Annotated in this window: 12 protein-coding genes and 2 pseudogenes; 8 read left to right on the top strand and 6 right to left on the bottom strand. The window is 70.9% G+C overall.

From position 1 onward, the window contains the following. Window positions 1–23 precede the first annotated feature (23 nt). Complete coding sequence (locus QMF80_RS29265; RefSeq protein ID WP_283458631.1) at window positions 24–734, top strand: phosphatase PAP2 family protein; 711 nt, start codon at window positions 24–26, stop codon at window positions 732–734. 1,140 nt (window positions 735–1,874) lie between these two features. Here QMF80_RS29265 and QMF80_RS29260 read toward each other — a convergent pair. From QMF80_RS29260 to QMF80_RS29250, 3 genes and pseudogenes are all read right to left on the bottom strand, one after another. Beyond that, a pseudogene (locus QMF80_RS29260) lies at window positions 1,875–2,060 on the bottom strand (CorA family divalent cation transporter); the annotation flags it as partial. Window positions 2,061–2,898: 838 nt separating this feature from the next. Beyond that, window positions 2,899–3,531: a TetR/AcrR family transcriptional regulator gene (locus QMF80_RS29255; RefSeq protein WP_283458628.1), complete on the bottom strand. Its 633-nt coding sequence runs from the start codon at window positions 3,529–3,531 to the stop codon at window positions 2,899–2,901. Window positions 3,532–3,600: 69 nt separating this feature from the next. Beyond that, the gene (locus tag QMF80_RS29250; protein ID WP_283458626.1) at window positions 3,601–4,851 is read right to left on the bottom strand and encodes an amino acid deaminase/aldolase; all 1,251 of its coding nucleotides are present in this window, start codon (window positions 4,849–4,851) and stop codon (window positions 3,601–3,603) included. 195 nt (window positions 4,852–5,046) lie between these two features. Here QMF80_RS29250 and QMF80_RS29245 point away from each other — a divergent pair, with 195 nt between their 5' ends. The 4 genes and pseudogenes from QMF80_RS29245 (at window position 5,047) to QMF80_RS29230 (ending at window position 10,634) form a co-directional block, all read left to right on the top strand. After that, entirely contained in the window at window positions 5,047–6,369 is a 1,323-nt protein-coding gene (locus QMF80_RS29245) for a D-arabinono-1,4-lactone oxidase (protein WP_283458625.1), read from the top strand. Further along, window positions 6,366–7,826 carry an amidase gene (locus QMF80_RS29240; protein ID WP_283458623.1) on the top strand — a complete coding sequence of 487 codons (1,461 nt, stop codon included), beginning with the start codon at window positions 6,366–6,368 and terminating at the stop codon, window positions 7,824–7,826. The genes QMF80_RS29245 and QMF80_RS29240 overlap by 4 nt, the downstream gene beginning before the upstream one ends. A 46-nt stretch (window positions 7,827–7,872) precedes the next feature. Next, window positions 7,873–9,315 carry an acyl-CoA synthetase gene (locus QMF80_RS29235; protein WP_283458621.1) on the top strand — a complete coding sequence of 481 codons (1,443 nt, stop codon included), beginning with the start codon at window positions 7,873–7,875 and terminating at the stop codon, window positions 9,313–9,315. Next, window positions 9,308–10,634, top strand: a pseudogene (locus QMF80_RS29230) (carboxyl transferase domain-containing protein). The gene QMF80_RS29235 and the pseudogene QMF80_RS29230 overlap by 8 nt, the downstream one beginning before the upstream one ends. Window positions 10,635–10,694: 60 nt before the next feature. Here QMF80_RS29230 and QMF80_RS29225 read toward each other — a convergent pair. After that, window positions 10,695–11,795: an Lrp/AsnC family transcriptional regulator gene (locus QMF80_RS29225; protein ID WP_502962948.1), complete on the bottom strand. Its 1,101-nt coding sequence runs from the start codon at window positions 11,793–11,795 to the stop codon at window positions 10,695–10,697. Window positions 11,796–11,859: 64 nt separating this feature from the next. Here QMF80_RS29225 and QMF80_RS29220 point away from each other — a divergent pair, with 64 nt between their 5' ends. The 3 genes from QMF80_RS29220 to merB all read left to right on the top strand — a co-directional run bounded on the left by QMF80_RS29220 (window position 11,860) and on the right by merB (window position 15,144). Continuing rightward, window positions 11,860–13,170, top strand: a complete 1,311-nt coding sequence (locus QMF80_RS29220) for an MFS transporter (protein ID WP_283458619.1) — start codon at window positions 11,860–11,862, stop codon at window positions 13,168–13,170. Next, window positions 13,167–14,438 (top strand): amidohydrolase, encoded by a 1,272-nt coding sequence (locus QMF80_RS29215; protein WP_283458617.1) that lies wholly within the window; start codon window positions 13,167–13,169, stop codon window positions 14,436–14,438. The genes QMF80_RS29220 and QMF80_RS29215 overlap by 4 nt, the downstream gene beginning before the upstream one ends. 268 nt (window positions 14,439–14,706) lie before the next feature. Continuing rightward, entirely contained in the window at window positions 14,707–15,144 is a 438-nt protein-coding gene (gene merB / locus QMF80_RS29210) for an organomercurial lyase (protein WP_283458616.1), read from the top strand. 265 nt (window positions 15,145–15,409) lie between these two features. Here merB and QMF80_RS29205 read toward each other — a convergent pair whose 3' ends face one another. Beyond that, window positions 15,410–16,075 carry a nucleotidyl transferase AbiEii/AbiGii toxin family protein gene (locus QMF80_RS29205; protein WP_283458614.1) on the bottom strand — a complete coding sequence of 222 codons (666 nt, stop codon included), beginning with the start codon at window positions 16,073–16,075 and terminating at the stop codon, window positions 15,410–15,412. Further along, window positions 16,075–16,401, bottom strand: coding sequence for a hypothetical protein (locus QMF80_RS29200; RefSeq protein WP_283458612.1), 327 nt, complete (start codon window positions 16,399–16,401; stop codon window positions 16,075–16,077). Before QMF80_RS29200 ends, QMF80_RS29205 begins: the two co-directional genes overlap by 1 nt. Between the last annotated feature and the right edge of the window lie 685 nt (window positions 16,402–17,086).

Genomic DNA, 17,086 nt, shown 5'->3' with positions numbered 1-17,086 from the left:
GGTCGGAACCGAGGGATTCGGGGATGCCGGGACCTGCGGCGCCCGGACCCGGGGCGCGCGCGACGGTCGCGGTCCGGTGGCGCGCCCGGCTGTGGATCACGGTGCTGTGCGCCGCGCTCTTCGTCCTGCTCGCTGTTCTCGTCGGGGCCCGTCACGGCCTGCCCTACGCGCTGGACCAGCGGCTGCACCTGTGGTCACTGCACCACCGGCCCGCCGTGGCCGTCGCCCTCGCGCGCGGGATCACCGCCACCGGAACCGGGGCCTTGCCCTACCTCTGCGCCATCACGGCGGGGCTCATCGCGGGCCGCGACGCCCGCGCGCGGCTGCTGACCGCCCTCGCCGCCCTCGGCTTCCTCGTCCTGGCCCAGGCCGTCCGGTACGGGCTGCTCCAGCTGGTCGGGCGCCCCCGCCCGCCCTCCGGCGACTGGGCCACCACGGCCTCGGGGCTCTCCTTCCCCTCCGGCCACGCCACCACCTCCCTGCTCGTGGCCGGGATGCTCGCCTGGGCCCTCACCCGCGCGGCCCCCGCCCACGGGGCCCGTTCCGGCTCGGTACTCCTGTTCTGCTGGGCCGTCGCCGTCGGTCTCAGCCGGATCTACCTCGGCGTCCACTGGCCCAGCGATGTCCTCGGCGGCTGGCTGTACGCCCTGACCTGGCTCGGAGCCGCGGCCGTGCTCCTCCCGCGGCTGCGGCCCCCCGGCCCGCGTCCGCGACGGCGTCCCGGCGCCCCGTGAAGCGGCATTAGAGTGGTGGGCGGCGACCGCCGCACTCTCTGCCGGTACGCGCTGGTTCCGGAGGTCGAGGAGGAGCGGTAATCGTGCAGGTCGGGGGCTTGTCGTGAAATTCCTGCACACCTTTTTGGCGCATCCTTTAGCATGAATGCTCCTTCGAGCGCAAACGTGCAGGTCAAGCGCTTGGGCCTCGCCTCTTGGTGGGGCCTTCCTGCATCCCCGTGCTGACCTGGTGCTGACCTCTCATCACCCGTCATCACCCCTGGGAACCTCAACCGTGCTGGGTCGGTGCTGACTACTAGGAGTGTCCTGAAGATCTTGGAAACGCGCCCGGCTTGCACCAGGTTGCCCCGATCGACATTTACCGGTGAATCGGGGTGACTCGGGCGCCCCGAGCAAGATCTTCAGCAGTCTCCTAGACAAGCCCGGCCTCGATGCCTTCGGTGGTTACAGTAGCGGCAAGCTGAGCAACCAAGATCCGACCGGCGAACTGGCGAGATCGGTCTGAGCGGTGACAGTGCATGGACGGTAAATGCAAGTCAGCCACCGCAGACCGATGCGGTCCGATCCCTTCGGGAGCGGAATACCTGGGTGGCACGATTCCGCCCGTGGCGATCCTTCCGACGGTTCGGACAGAGGTGGCGGTGGATTCCTAATGATGCGGACGATCCCCGGTTAGGGTGACCGGGGTTCCGCGGCTATGTTGCGCGCTACCAGGTTCTACTCGTAGGCGAGAAGCCCCAACGCGACAGCTGGGACCCGGCCGTAAGGTGCGGGTCGAGTAGCGGACCAGCGAGAACGCAGGCCGGTGACTTGCTCCAACCGGTCCCGGGCAGCCCCAGATCAGCCTTCGTCGCCCTTACGTGGGCGTCCTCGCGATGTTGGCGGGCCGGACTCACTGCGGCTGTGTCCGCGAGCACCACCTCCAGGGCCTCCTCGGCAGCTTCGATGGCGCGAGCGCAACGCTTGCGGATCTTGCCCGCAGCGGCGACGGCGCTCTCGAGGAGGGGCAGGGGTGAGCGCAGGGCCGCCGAGCTACTGGTCGTTGAGGTAGAGCCAGAGCGTGATGAACGTGATCCCGGCCACGGTCGCGGTATGAACAGCTTCGGGAGGAGCGGGCGCGCAGTTTGTCTCCCCACGGGTTCAGAGCCAGTCGCGGCGCTTGAAGATCACATACAGGCTGAGGCACACGATGGCCATCAGTGCGACGGCGAACGGGTAGCCGAGGACCCAGCCGAGTTCGGGCATGGTCTCGAAGTTCATGCCGTAGATCGTGCCGACCAGGGTGGGGGCGAAGAGGATCGCGGCCCAGGAGGAGATCTTCTTGAAGTCGTCACCCTCACACCATTGACCTGCGGAAATCGACCGGACGGGCGGTCCGACCTGCGGCGATCCGTCTTTCCGACCCTTTCGCCATGCTGCCCGTGAATACAGCCGATTCCCCCCAGCCGCCCCCCAACGGGGCTCCATTCCCCCCAGCAGAGGCTGGCTTCTGGTGGAGGATTTCCGCTGGCCGGAGCGGTGCCCTGCCGCATCCGCTGAATGCTCATACCGCCCATATGCCTTGCGTGGGGCCCCTGATGTCCGGTTTCGGTGCACGTAGGGAGGGCGATGCCCTGAAGAAAGCCGGATGGACGGCACATGAGGATGCCTGTCAGGTGGTAGACGAACCCTCACCCCCTCGGGCACCGGGCACAGCCGTGTCGGACCGCTCGGAGGGCGCCGCCGGGCCGACCACGGTGCGGCTGAAGGGATGATGACCATGCTGGAGGACTCAACGTCGATCGTGCACGAGGTGTCGATTGCCGCAGCGGTGGGACGACGAGCCCTGCCGCAGCGGCTGTGTATCCGCTGCGCCGCCGCCTCAGGGCCGCGCGTCCCGACCGCGAGGATCAGAGCACCGGACAGGCCGCCGAGCGGCTCTCCGGGTTCGGCGATGACCACGTCGTCGAACCCGGTATCGGCGCGGCCGCACCAGTACACGCCGGGCTCAAGGAGGTCGGATAGGCGGCGCACGACAGCGCCGACAGAGGTTCCGCCCGGATGACGGGCGGCGGCGGTGTCGAGAGCGATGCCGTCCACCGGGTCGGCCTGGACGCGCTCCGAGGAGTGATGACCGGCCTCTTCGAAGGGTGCGATCAGTGTGCTGTGGTCGCCGCGTGCATGCTCAGGCTTGCCCCGCTCGTACTCCCTCGTCGCTCGCGTGGAGAGGGACGGCCACGGAGCTCAGGTGCTCGGCGTACTCGTCCAGCGCGGCCAGGGCCTGGGTGTCGTCGTGGTCGATGAGCCAGTTGAGGGTGAGGCCGTCCATGAGGTTGAGTCCGTAGCGGGCCAGGGTGGGCAGGGCGACCGTCCAGCGGATGCCGGCGGCTTCGGCGATGGCTTCGAGGTGATCGGTGTTGATCTTCAGGTAGTGCTGGTACTGGCGCCGGGCCACCTCTGTCAGGCCGGGTTGGCGCAGGGCGTACTGGGTGAGTTCGTAGGTGACCATGTGCTCGGCAGGCCGCTGCCGTACGCCATCCCAGTACGCGTGCAGGGTGTCCCGGATGATGTCGCGCGTCGAGGCTCCCTCGGCGCCCTCTGTCGCCACGGGGGCGAGGGTCCTGAGCATGATCCGTTCGATCACGCTGTGCAGGAGCTCCTCCTTGGAACGGAAGCAGTAGTGGAAGGCCCCCAGGGGAATCCCTGCCTCGCCTGCGATCGCGCGGGTGGTGGCCTTGGCGACGCCGTCACTGATCATGACCCGGATCGCGGCCTCGACGAGCTGCTCGCGACGCTCGTCGGCTGAGAGGCGGGCCATGAGTTCTCCTCGGTGACAGGGTGGTGGAAGTCAACGTACCGGCGTGATGATCCGGGGCTCGCCGGCCGCTCAGAGGAAGGCGTGGCCTTCGCCCCGGTAGGTCGGTACGACGTCGACGACCCGATCGCCGTCGACGAGGTGCAGCTGGTCGACGCGCTCGCACAGTTCACCGGCCTTGGCGTGCCTGAACCAGACGAGGTCGCCGAGGCGTAGGCCGTCGGCGGTGTCGCCGGTGAGCGGGGTCTGGACCTCGCCGGCGCCTTCCCGTGCCAGCAGGCGCAGGCCGGTCGGCCAGACGGGGACGGGCAGCCGGTCCTGCCCGGGGGCGCCCGAGGCGATCCAGCCTCCACCGAGGACGGTCGCGTGGCGCGGGCCGGGGCGGCGTACGACGGGGAGGGCGAAGTAGGCGGCCGGGAGCGGCCGGAAACTGCGGTAGTGGTCGAACAGCGCCGGGGCGTACAGGCCGGATCCGGCGCCGAGTTCGGTGACGGCCGGCTCGGCGGAGGTGGTCTCCAGACTTCCGGTCCCGCCGCCGTTGACGAATTCCAGCGGCGCCACCGCGCGTACGGACCTGATGGCGGCGACCCGGCGCTGTCTGAGCTCGCTGGTGGAGATCCGCCGCATCAGCCGGACGGCCGCGCGGGCGGTTCGCGCACCGGGCTGGTTGTCGCCGACTCCGGCGATCTGCCCTTCGTACGACATGAGGCCGACCAGCCGGAAGCGCGGCCGGGCGACGACCGCGAGCGCAAGCTCCCGGGCCTGGTCAGGGCCGTGCAGGGGGGAGCGGCGCATACCCAGATGCACGCGTCCGCCGAGCAGGCGCAGCGAGGCGTCGAGGTCGAGGCAGACCCGGATCGGCGGACCGCCCTGGCCGACGGCGGCCGTCACGAAGTCCAGGTGCTCGACCGAATCGATCATGATCGTGACGCGGGAGGCGAGCTCCTCGTCACCGGCCAGGCGGCCCAGCGCCGGAGCGTCGGTGCTCGGATAGCCCACCAGGACGTCGTCGTTCTCCCCGGCCAGCCACAGTGCCTCCGGCAGCGTGAACGCCAGGATGCCCGCGAACCCCGGGAGGCGGAGGGTATCGCGCATCAGGGCGCGGCAGCGCAGGGACTTGCTGGCGAGTCTGATCGGCTTGCCGCCGGAGCGGCCGGTCATCTGCGTCGCTTTGGCGCGCAGGGCTTGGAGATCGACGACGGCGAACGGCGGCTGAAGGCCCGCCGTGGCTCGTTCGAGGTCTGCGAATCCGGCCGGGATCCCGGGGCGGGCGAGGCGAGGTTCGGTGGGCGTCGTGCCTGTCGAAGACGTGGGGATTCCCATGGCCTGCCGGCCTTTCTCTCGACTCTCTCGACCTGCTGAGGGCGCGGCCACCATCTCTTGGTCATCTGTCCAAGTCAAGCGTCCTGGACTCTTGACTTGGATGCACTTGCGCCTTCAACCTTCCGGGGAGCCGCCGCCGGTCGGGCGTCGGCACTTCTGCCTTTCCAGTCGATCCGATCGAGAGGACTCCGGTTCATGACGAGTGCGTGGCGGAACTGGGCGGGGAACGAGACGGCGCACCCCGTGCGCGTCGTGCGGCCGGCGGACACCGCGGAGGTCGCCGCCGCCGTGAAGGACGCGGTACGGGACGGACTGCGGGTCAAGGCGGTCGGCGCCGGGCATTCGTTCAGCCCGGTCGCCGTCGCGCCCGACGTGCAACTGCGCCTGGACCGGTTGTCGGGCCTGCGGTCCGTGGACATCGCGGCCGGGCTCGTCACCGTCGACGCCGGAATGCCGCTGTGGAAGCTGAACCCACTGCTCGCCGAGCTCGGCCTGGCCATGGAGATCCTCGGCGACATCGACCGCCAGACCATCTCGGGAGCGATCTCGACAGGCACGCACGGCTCCGGCACCCGGTTCGGCGGCATCGCCACCCAGGTCCGCGGGCTGGAACTCGTCCTCGCCGACGGGTCGGTCGTCGAGTGCTCCGCCACCGTACGGCCGGAGGTGTTCGCGGCCGCCCGCATCGGGCTCGGGGCGCTCGGCGTCATCACCCAGGTGACCCTGCAATGCGTCCCGTTGTTCGCGCTGCACGCCCGGGACTCGGCCATGCCCGTTACCGAGACGCTCGGCCGGATCGACGAACTCGCCGACACCGACGACCACTTCGAGTTCTTCTGGTTCCCGCACAGCACGACGACGCTGACCCGTCGCTTTCGACGAATGCCGGCCGACGCCCCGCTGAAGCCGATCGGTGCGGTCTCCCGGCGCCTGGACGAGACCGTCAGCGGGCTCGGCTTCGAGGGGCTCAACCGGCTCGGCACGAGGTTCCCGAACCTGGTCCCCCCGATCACCCGCCTCGCGGCCCGGGCGATGTCCGCGCGGGAGTGGTCGGATCTTTCGTACCGCGTCTTCGCCTCGGCCCGGGACGTCCGCTTCCACGAGGGCGAGTACGCCGTTCCCCGCGACCGGGCCGTCGACGCACTGAAGGAGATCAAGCGCTGGATCGACACGCATGACGAGAGGGTCTCCTTCCCGCTGGAGGTCCGCTTCGCCGCCGCCGACGACATCTGGCTGTCCACCGCGAACGGTCGAGAGAGCTGCTACATCGCCTTCCACCAGTACCACCGCATGCCCCATGAACGGTACTTCCGCGCCTGCGAGGAGATCCTCGGCGCATACGGCGGCCGCCCGCACTGGGGCAAGATGCACACCCTCGACGCCGAGCGACTGCGTCCGCGCTACGAACGCTTCGACGACTTCGTCGCCCTGCGGGACTCGGTCGACCCGGCCGGGGTCTTCGCCAACCCGTATCTCGACCGTGTTCTGGGAACCTACTCAGACGGAGTCCGTCCGTGACCGAGCCCAAGCAGACCGCGCAGCCCAAGCAGACCGCGCAGCCCCTGCACCCCGAGATCTGCGACGCGACCGCCTCTGAGCTGGCCCGGCGCCTGCGCGCCCGTGAGCTGTCCGCGCGGGAGGTGGTGACGGCGCATCTGGAGCGGATCGAGCAGCTCAACCCCCGGATCAACGCGATCGTCACTCTCACCGCCGACCAGGCCCTCAAGGACGCGGCCGCGGCCGACGAGCGTCTCGCGCACGGCGAGAGCGTCGGCCCGCTGCACGGTCTCCCGGTCGCGCACAAGGACACCCACAACACGGCCGGCATCCGCACCACCCACGGCTCACCGCTCCTCGCCGACCACGTGCCCGAGCACGACGACATCAGCATCGAGCGGATGCGCGCCGCCGGGGCCATCACCCTCGGCAAGACCAACGTTCCCGAGTTCGGGGCTGGTTCGCACACTGTCAACCCGCTGTTCGGTGCCACCCGCAATCCGTACGACCTCACGAAGTCGGCCGGAGGCAGCAGCGGCGGCGCGGCGGCGGCCCTCGCCGCCGGGCTCCACCCGCTCGCCGACGGCAGCGACATGGGCGGCTCGGTCCGCAACCCCGCCTCCTTCTGCAACGTGGTGGGCCTGCGCCCCTCGCCCGGCCGGGTGCCGCTCTGGCCGAACTTCACCCCGTGGGCCACCCAGGTCGTGCAGGGGCCGATGGCCCGCACGGTCTCCGACGCCGCACTGCTCCTGTCGGTGATGGCCGGACCCGACCCGCGCTGCCCGATCTCGATCAGCGAGGACCCGGCCGTCTTCGCCCGCCCGCTCGCCTCCGACCCCCGCTCCCTGCGCGTGGCCTGGTCCCCAGACCTCGGCGGCGCCGTCCCCGTCGAGCCGTCGGTGGCGGCGGTCGTCGAGGATTCGGCCCGGGTCTTCACCGACCTCGGCTGTACGGTCGAGCGCGACTGTCCGGACTTCGCCGGCGCCGACGAGGTCTTCCGTATCCTGCGGGGCTGGCAGATGGCGACGTCCCTCGGCCACGCGCTCGGCGAGCACCGGGACAAGGTCAAGCCCGCTCTCGCCGCCAACGTCGAGTACGGCATGGGTCTCACCGGCGCCGACCTCGGCCGGGCGGAACTCCTGCACGGCGAACTCTTCCACCTCATGCGGGAGTTCTTCACCCGCTACGACGTCCTCCTCCTGCCGGTAAGTCAGGTTCCCCCGTTCCCGGTGGGCATCGAGTACCCGGCCGAGGTCGCGGGCGAGGCCATGGGCGACTATCTGGACTGGATGAAGTCCGCGTACTACGTCTCCGCCACCGGCTGCCCCTCCCTGGCGGTCCCCGCCGGATTCACCCCGGACGGACTCCCCGTCGGCGTCCAGCTCGTCGGCCCCCACCGCGACGAACTCACCGTCCTCCGCGCGGGCCACGCCTTCGAGCAGGCCACCCGGCACGGCGACCGTCGCCCCACCTGGTGAGCGATCCCCCGGCCCACCGCGCGCGAACGACCAAGGAGAACCATCGATGAGTCGGCTCTTTCCCGCACTCGACGCCGCCGGGCACAAGCCCGCTCTGCGGTTCGGCGACCGGGCTCTGGACTACGTAGGGCTGAGGGCGGCGGCGGAAGCACTGGCCGCCCGGATCGCGGACGCCCCAAGGGTGGCCCTGTGGGCGACGCCCACCCTGGAGAGCGCCGTCGGCGCGCTCGCCGCCCTGCTCGCCGGGGTCCCCGTGGTCCCGGTCAACCCCCGGAGCGGCAACGCCGAACTCACGCACATCATCGGCGACAGCGCGCCCGCCCTCGTCCTGTCCGCGCCGGACGTCCAGCTGCCGGAGGCGCTTGCCGCGCTCGCCCGCGTCGACGTCCTCATCGACGTGGCCGCCCCGGTCGCCTGGACCCGGGAGGAACCGGGCGACGAGGAACCCGCGCTGATCATCTACACCTCCGGCACCACCGGCCCGCCCAAGGGCGCGGTGCTGCCCCGCAGGGCGATCCGCGCCACCCTCGACGCCCTCGCCGAAGCCTGGGACTGGACCGAGGGCGACGTCCTCGTGCACGCGCTGCCCCTGTTCCACGTCCACGGGCTCGTCCTCGGCATCCTGGGGCCCCTGCGCCGGGGCGCCAGCGTCCGCCACCTGGGCCGGTTCACCGCCGAAGGGATCGCGACGGAGCTCGCGGACGGGGCGACGATGCTGTTCGGCGTACCCACCATGTACCACCGGCTGGCCGAAGCCCTCGACGGGAACCCACGGCTGGCGAAGGCGCTGGCCGGAGCACGGCTGCTGGTCTCCGGATCCGCCGCCCTTCCCCTGCGCGACCACGAGGCGATCACGGCGGCGACCGGCCGGCAGGTCATCGAGCGGTACGGCATGACCGAGACCCTGATGAACACCAGCATGCGCCCCGGAGCCGGGCACCGACCCGGCACCGTGGGCACAGCCCTGAGCGGAACGGAACTCCGCCTGGTCGACGAGGACGGACAGCCGATCCGTACGCCCGACGGGGAGACCGTCGGCGAGATCCAGGTCCGCGGCCCGAACCTCTTCACCGGCTACCTAGGGCGGCCCGAAGCGACCGCCGACGCCTTCGACGACGGCTGGTTCCGCACCGGCGACATGGCCACCATCGACCCCGACGGCTCGGTACGGATCGTCGGACGCAAGTCGACCGACCTCATCAAGAGCGGCGGCTACAAGATAGGCGCGGGCGAGATCGAGAACGCCCTCCTCGAACACCCCGGCGTCGCCGACGCCGCCGTCACCGGAGAACCCGACCCCGACCTCGGCGAGCGCGTGGTCGCCTGGATCGTGCCCACCGACCCGGCCGATCCGCCGGCCGCGCGCGAACTCGCCGACCACGTCGCCCAGCGGCTCGCACCCCACAAGCGGCCCCGGGCTGTGCGCCTGCTCGACGCACTGCCCCGCAACGACATGGGGAAGATCATGAAGCGGGCGCTGCGTGAGTGACCATATGGCGGCGCGTGAAGCGATCGGCCTGATCGCCGACGACTTCACCGAACTCCCCTACAGCGAGGAGGCTTTGACCGAAGACGGGCCGATCGGCTGGAATGGTTACGGCACCAGGTACGCGAGGGCAGTAGCCCGCACCGGTGAGGGCGAGTCTGTGGTCTGCGGCACCGCCACGGTCGGCGGAGCCGACGTGATGGTGCTGTCCTTCGAGTTCGGCTTCCTCGGGGGCTCGCTCGGCGAACGCACCGGCGCCCGCATCGAGGCCGCGCACACCCGGGCACGGATCCTGCGGCTGCCCGTCGTCGCGCTCGTCGCCACCGGCGGCAGCCGGATGCAGGAGGGCATGCGCGCCCTCGTCCAACTGCAGCGGATCGCCCGGCAGTCCACACTCACCCGCGCCGCCGGACTTCCTCAGATCGCCGTCCTGCGCGACCCGACGACCGGGGGTGGCTGGGCGACCCTGGGCACGGGATCCGATGTCGTCCTCGCCCTGCCCGGCGCTCAGATCGGGTTTGCCGGTTCCCGCGTACGCCCCCGGGGCGCCGACCCCTGCGCGTACACCGCCGAGGGCCAGCTCCGTACCGGCCACATCGACGGCATCGTGCCCCCCGGCGAGCTGCGGGCCACGACGGCGCGCTGGCTGACGCTGCTCACCACCCCCGCGCGGCCCGGCCGCCCCGCCCCGCCCCCTCGGCCGGACCACCGGCCTTCCCGCCACCGGATGGCAGGCGGTGGAACGCGCCCGCCACCCCGACCGGCCCCGGGCCCACAGCTACCTGGACGCCTCCTTCGTCTGGCGCGAACCGATCTCCGGCGACCGCTGCGGGGGTACGGACCCGGGCATGCTGTGCGGCTTCGGCCACCGCTCCGACGGGAGCACCGTCGCCTACGCGGCTCAGTGCGGTACGCCGACGACACCCGCGGGGTTCCGGACCGCCGCCAGGCTGGTCCGGCTCGCCGACCGGCTCGCCATCCCGGTTCTGACCCTCATCGACACACCGGGCGCGGCCAACGACGCCGAGGCGGAACGCACGGGCGCCGGAGCGGCGATCGCCGACCTGTTCGCCGCCGTCGCCTCCGCCCGGGTCCCGCTCACCAGCCTCCTCATCGGCGAGGGCGGCTCCGGCGGCGCCCTCGCCGCACCGGACAACAGCTGGGCCACACCCGACAGCTACTTCGCCGTGACCGCCCCGGAGGCCGCCGCGGCCATCCTCAAACGAGGCACCGCCGACATCGCCACGACCGCCGATCAACTGCGCCTGCGCCCCCAGGACCTCGTGGACCTGGGAGTGGTCCGCGGCATCGTCCACCCGTAACGCCCTGCCCTGCGCTGCCCCCTGCCCCCTCCGCTCGCTGCCGGTGGGGGCAGTGGCAGGTCAGAGCTCAGGCGCGGCGGTCGGAACACGCCCGGTGGCGCGGCCCCGGTCGTCCAGGAGCCAGCCCACCCGCTTGACCGTGTGCACGGTGACCGTGCGGTCCTTGATCTCCAGGGCCGGAACGCGGTCGGCGAGCACGGCCTCGAAAGGATCGACGCCGCCCAGTCCGTGCAGCAGCACCTGGAGGTGCAGGTTGTCCGGCCCGCTGACGGACGCGCACAGCCGTACCTGCTCCAGACGGGCGAGCGCGCTTCCCGTCGCCTCCAGCCGAGCGTGCGGCACCGAGGCGCGGTAGACGACCATCGTCGGCAGGCCGGCGAGCGGCAGCGCGAGGTCGCAGCGCAGGGTGATGTCGCCATCCTTGAGCATCCGCTGGACCCTGCGACGAGCGGCGTGGTCGCCCATGCCCGCGGCGGCTCCGAGCGCGGTGTAGCCCAGGCGGCAGTCGGCACCGAGAGCGTCAAGGAGGGCCTGGTCCTCGGGGGAGAGCCGCCGCCCGCCATGGGCGCCGTAGGCCGTCCGGCTCGGTACGCCGCCATGGGACAGTCCGGCGCGGCCGGCGGGTTCCATGGCCCGGATGCGCCAGTCGCCGCCTTCGCCGTACAACGTGATGCCAAGCCGAATACGGAGGGAGCGCACCCCGGGCAGGCCCCCGATGACACGGTGCACCGAGCGGCTGAGCATCAGGGGATCTACCGCGGCGACGGAGAGCAGAAGATCGAAGTCGCCTACCGTCTCGTAGACGCTGAACACCCATGGCAGCGCGGCCGCGGTCGCGCTCACTTCCTCCATCCGGCCCGGCTGGCACCGCACCTCGACGAAGGCGACCGTGGCCGCCCGCGCCGAGTCGTAGGCAGTGGCCCAGGCGAGACCGGCCGCCCGCAGACGCTCCCAGCGCCGGGCGGCCGTCGTCGCGTCCACACCCAGCGCGTGCCCGATGCGGGACCACGGAGCCCGCGGCGCCGACTGCAGAGCGTCGATCAGAGCCAGATCCTGCTCCGAGAGCGCTGTTTCCGCACCAGACGGCCTCTCGGTGGAGGAATCTGGCGGATCTGCCTTCTCAGGGTTACTTTCCTGCGTTTTCCCGGCGTTCTCGCGCACAGGCCCGATCTTAGGGGGAACTCGCGGCCGACACATGGTTTCGGCCACCGGTGAGAGGAGTCCCATGTCTGCTCCGCCCCGGCACGCGGCCCCCAACGGTTCGGCCGACCCTGCCGACCGAACCGACCGCACTGTCCGGATCACGATCATCCTGCTCTTCGCCGCCTGGCTGGTCGACTACGCCGACCGGCTCGTCATCAACCTCGTCCTGCCCTCCCTCGGCGAGGAGTTCGACCTCAACCGAGGACAGCAGGGCCTGGTCGTCTCCGCGTTCTTCCTCTCCTACGCCCTCTGCCAGATCCCCGGCGGGATCCTCGCCGACCGCTTCGGCGCCCGCCGGGTGACCACCTGGGCACTGCTCTCCTGGTCCCTGTTCACCGCCCTGACCGGCTTCGCCTGGTCGTTCGCGCTCCTGCTCCTCGTGCGGTTCGCGTTCGGCGCCGCCGAGGGGATCTTCCCCCCGGCGTCGATGAAGCTCGTCGTCGAGCGGACCACACCCGAGCGGCGGATGAGCGCCAACGGCCTGATCATGAGCTCGAACGCCCTCGCTGGTGTCCTCACCCCCCTGCTTGCCGCACCGCTGATCGCCGCCTACGGCTGGCGCTCCGCCTTCTTCTCCACGGCGGCGCTGGGCGTCTTCGTCCTCGTGGCGCTGCGCCTGTGGCTGCCCGCCCCGCTCCCGAGCACCGCACCGGACGCCCCAGAAGAGCGCCACAGAATCGGGGACGTACTGCGTAAGGGCGTCCTCTGGCGCTTCGCCGGGATCATGTTCGGCTACAACGTCATCGGCTGGGGCCTGACCACCTGGGCGCCCTCCTACCTCAGCGAGGAGCGCGGACTCCCGCTCAGCTCGGCCGGCCCGCTCCTGGCCATCCCCGCCCTCGGTGCGGCCGTCGCGGTCGTCGTCGGCGGCCGCCTGTCGGACCGGCTCGACGGCCACCACCGCAAGGTCATCGTCCCCGGCATGGCGGTCGCGGCCATCGCCCTGCCGTTCATGGCGTACTCGGACTCGTTCGTCGGGTTCGCCGTCTTCGGCACGCTCGCCATCGTCGCGGCGTCCCTGGCCTACATGCCGATATTCGCCGTCCCGATGAAGGGGCTGCCGCCCGCGTACGTCGGCGTCGGCAGCGCCGTGATCATCGTCGGCGGTCAGCTCGCCGGCATGGTCACCCCGCCCCTCATGGGCGTCCTCGCCGACGCCTTCTCCTTCCAGGTCGCCTTCGCCTTCCTCGTCCTCGGCGCGGTCATCGCCGCGGTCCTCGCCGTCCTCACCCCGCAGGACGTCGATTCCTTCCGCGCCGCCCTCGGCGCCACCGGCCCGAAAAGCCCCACCGACCCGAACAGCCCCACCCCCGTCACCACGGAGAAGTCATGAACAACGCCCGCGTCACGCCCCTCCTCGCCGGGCTCGACGAGCGCCTCCCCCAGCTGAGCGCCCTCTACATGGACCTGCACGCCCACCCCGAACTCTCCTTCCGGGAGTTCCGCACCGCGAGCGTCGTCGCCACCCTCCTGCGCGAGCAGGGCTGGCACGTCACCGAAGGCGTCGGCCGCACCGGCGTCGTCGGCGTCCTGACCAACGGCGACGGCCCCACCGTCCTCCTGCGTGCCGACATGGACGGCCTCCCCGTCAAGGAACAGACGGACCTCCCGTACGCCTCCGTCGAGACGGCCGTCGACGACGACGGCGTCGAAGTCCCCGTCATGCACGCCTGCGGCCACGACATGCACGTCACCTGCCTGCTCGGCGCCACCGCGCAGCTCGCCGCCACCCGCGAACACTGGAACGGCACGGTCGTCGCCGTCTTCCAGCCCGCCGAGGAGATCGGCGGCGCGCCCGCGATGATCGAGGACGGCTTCCTCGACCGCTTCCCGCGCGCCGACGTCTGCCTCGCCCAGCATGTGGGATCGGGTCCTGCCGGTCTCCTCGGTATCCGCCCGGGACCGGTGATGGCGGCCTCGGACAGCCTGCGGGTGAGGCTCTTCGGCCGGGGCGGGCACGGCTCCGCACCGGAGGCGACCGTCGACCCGATCGTCATGGCCGCCGCCGTCGTCATGCGGCTGCAGACCGTCGTCGCCCGCGAGGTGGGAGCGTTCCAGCCGGCCGTGGTGACCGTCGGCGCGCTGCACAGCGGCACCAAGGAGAACATCATCCCCGACACCGCCGAACTGCTGATCAACATCCGCAGTACGACCCCGGTGGTACGGGACAAGGTCCTCGCCTCGATCGAGCGCATCATCCGCGCCGAGGCCGCCGCCTCCGGCGCGCCCAGGGAACCCGAAATCATCCCCCTCCACACCTTCCCCGTCACGGTCAACGACGACGCCACGGCGGCCACCGTGCACACCGCATTCAACGAAGCCTTCGGCCCGGAACGCGTCTTCCCCATCCCGCTGCCCTTCACCGGCAGCGAGGACTTCGGCGTCTTCGGCACCGCCCTCGGGGTCCCCTCCCTCTACTGGCACTTCGGAGGACTCGACCCGGCCCTCTTCAAGAACGTCGATCCCGCGTCCCTGCTGGACAACGGCCTCCCGGACACCATCCCCTCCAACCACTCGTCACACTTCGCCCCCGTACCCGATCCCACCATCGCCACCGGGGTCACCGCGCTCCTCGCGGCCGCGACACCCTGGATCCGATAGCAGCCCAAACCATGGTTCGGGGGGACGTCCTGCCCGTCGGGCGAGCTCGTGCAGTGCGGAGCGGGTCTGGCGGAGTTCGGCCATCTACCGGGACACCGACGGTCGCACCGAGGGGGCGCCGAGCGTCCACGCCCTGCGCCAGGCCCTGTCCGGCGTGAGCCTCTCCTCGGCCGAGGCCGGCCAGGAGTGCTGCCAGGCGGACCTCCTGGATCCGATCGGCCGGGCCGGGCGAGGCCGTCGAGCCCCCGTTGGGCGAGGCCTGCGGGCCGTGCAGCAGGCGGTGCTGCGGCATTTCGCCGAGACAGGGCTCGCGCGGGACAGGCCGGTGCTCGAAGTCGTCGCCGCGCAGGCCGGGAGGACCGCCGCCGAGGTGCTTGCCGAACTGGACCGGGAGGACTTCCTGGCCCTGGACGAAGCCGGCCGGATCCGAGCGGCGTACCCGTTCTCGGCGATTGAGACCCGGCACCGGGTACGCCTGGCAAGCGGAGTGGATGTCTGGTCGATGTGCGCCATAGACGCCCTCGGCCTCTCCGCCATGCTCGGCCAGGACGTGGTGATCTCCTCCTCCGACCCGGTCGATGGCCGGCCGGTGACCGTGACCTTCGCCAGGGGCACGACGGTGTGGGAACCGGTGGCCGCGGTTGTATTGGTCGGCCGCCGCGAAGGCACGGGGCCCGTCCCGCCACCCTCTGCTGCGACGCGCTGAACCTCTTCACCGGCACGCCTCGGCCGCGCGGTGGCAGCAGGAGCATCCGGAGCTAAAAGTGCAGGTCGTCAGCCAGGCTCGCGCCGTGGAGATCGGGCAGCAGACCTTCGGCCCGCTCCTCCAGGACGGCTGACCGGCAGGGTGGTGGACCCGTGTCTACCGGCTGGTAAACCCACCGGGGGCGGGTGAGGTGGCGGCGCAGGCAGTGGGCTCTGGGTCTGTTCCTCATGTGGGGGCGCGGATGATTCGGTCTGCGGCGAACGCGTTACCTCGCCCTCGGCTCACTCTCGCTCGGTGAGTTCGCGGTGCCAGGCGGCGAACTCCTGGCGGATCGCGGCTGCGGCCGGGGCGTCGAGGCCGTATGCGGCGAACTGCCTGTCGGTGTGGTGCTGGACGCGGGCGAGGGCGGACGCGTAGTCGTCGAGATGGGTTCGGCCTCGTTCCGTGCGGCGAGTTCGAGCAGCCGAGCGCGCGTGTAGCCGACCTTCAGGAGCGCATTGACGTCGGTGGCATCCCGGACTTCGGCGCGGCCGAAAAGAGCCCCGGTCTTGGCCGCGGCGAGGTCGTCGAGGTGGAGAACCGGGCCGAGGTCCGATTCGACCGGCGGGTGGTGCAACAGGTCACCGACCAGTTCCACCTTGGACTGCGAGCCGGAGTCAGGATCCGTGACGTGCAGACGGGCATACACCTGTGCCTGCTGGGTCACCTCCACCAGGTACCCGGCCGTCCGGTACGCCTCGACGAGACGTGCGATTGCCTGCGGCAGCTCTCCCTCGGCGCGTCCGATCGGGGTGAATAGGTCGACGTCGTCACTGACGCGACTGACGAGACGATGGGCCTGGACGGCGTATCCGCCCGCCAGGCGGTAGCCGAAGTCCTCGGCGAGCGCTTCCAGACCGATGCGGATGAGCCGATGGTGCAGGCCTTCCACTACGCGGCCGCCGCCGAAGTACTGGCGAGTTCGTGGAACCGGGACTCCCAGGCAGCCCTCGCCGGGCCGGGCAGGAACAGGGCCCGCCAGTGGCTCCGCAGCACATCCGCATCGAGGTGGGCGTGCAGGTCCTCAGGAGTTTGCGCCTCGCGGATCACCCGCTCGTACATCAGCAGTACGTCGGCGTCGTCGGCCAGTTCGTACTCATAGTGCGGGCCCCAGTCCAGGTGCCGGGGCAGGACCACAAAGCCGTCCACTGGCCCGCTCAGCTCCCCGAGCGAGTCCGGCAAGGTATACGGCCGGAGCTGTGCGTACCTGCTGCTCATGCTCACCAGCATGCCCGAAACAGTGGCCCCGCGGTACGCATACCTGCGATGGCGGCGCTCCTTGAAGCCCTCCGAGGCCGGGTGTGTGGCCCGCTCGCGTCCGCGCTCCAGCCATCTGCCCTGGCCGGGCCTCCGGGTATCGCCTCCCTGGAAGTACTGGCGAACAAGATCCCGGCCTCCGCTGGACGGGGGGTGACTCCACGCAGAGGGATGGGGTGCGCCGCCTCGGGGAGTGCGGGCGTAGGAGCCGGCGGCAGGGTTCTCCGGACCCCTCGTAAAGGCCAGGGTGTCCGCTCCGCGCCTGACCGGGCCGGGCGGCATGGGTGCTGAAGGGACGCAACGCGCGGGCGTCAGGGGACGGCTCCCGCCGGGACCGAGTTTGCCCGGCCAGAGACCGGCGAGAAACGTCAGCACGCTGCACATACCACCCACTCTGCGCGTAATACACACCGGAAGCTGTCCGATTTACGCCGCATAAGCCGCTGACCTGTGGTTTCCTTTCGCATGCTTTAGCTAGATCTTCTTCCGATGACCATCACATCGAGCGGGTTGCGACTCCTAGATGAATGAGTCCAAGGGGTGTCGTCGCGGTCAGTGATCGTAGGCGGTCAGTGACCGCTTGACGGGTTGCCCCGTCTTGTCGTTGAACCAGATCGCGGCGGTTAACGCCAGGATGCGGAAGAGG

It is taken from the genome of Streptomyces sp. G-G2 (assembly GCF_030063135.1).
GTDB lineage: Bacteria > Actinomycetota > Actinomycetes > Streptomycetales > Streptomycetaceae > Streptomyces.
This window is presented reverse-complemented; position numbering and strand designations above follow the sequence as displayed.

Coding starts and splice junctions, on each gene's coding strand:
- QMF80_RS29220 (WP_283458619.1), top strand. CDS start 11,860: ATGTCTGCTCCGCCCCGGCACGCGGCCCCCAACGGTTCGGCCGACCCT.
- QMF80_RS29245 (WP_283458625.1), top strand. CDS start 5,047: ATGACGAGTGCGTGGCGGAACTGGGCGGGGAACGAGACGGCGCACCCC.
- QMF80_RS29265 (WP_283458631.1), top strand. CDS start 24: ATGCCGGGACCTGCGGCGCCCGGACCCGGGGCGCGCGCGACGGTCGCG.
- QMF80_RS29200 (WP_283458612.1), bottom strand. CDS start 16,401: ATGAGCAGCAGGTACGCACAGCTCCGGCCGTATACCTTGCCGGACTCG.
- QMF80_RS29235 (WP_283458621.1), top strand. CDS start 7,873: ATGAGTCGGCTCTTTCCCGCACTCGACGCCGCCGGGCACAAGCCCGCT.
- QMF80_RS29255 (WP_283458628.1), bottom strand. CDS start 3,531: ATGGCCCGCCTCTCAGCCGACGAGCGTCGCGAGCAGCTCGTCGAGGCC.
- QMF80_RS29250 (WP_283458626.1), bottom strand. CDS start 4,851: ATGGGAATCCCCACGTCTTCGACAGGCACGACGCCCACCGAACCTCGC.
- QMF80_RS29215 (WP_283458617.1), top strand. CDS start 13,167: ATGAACAACGCCCGCGTCACGCCCCTCCTCGCCGGGCTCGACGAGCGC.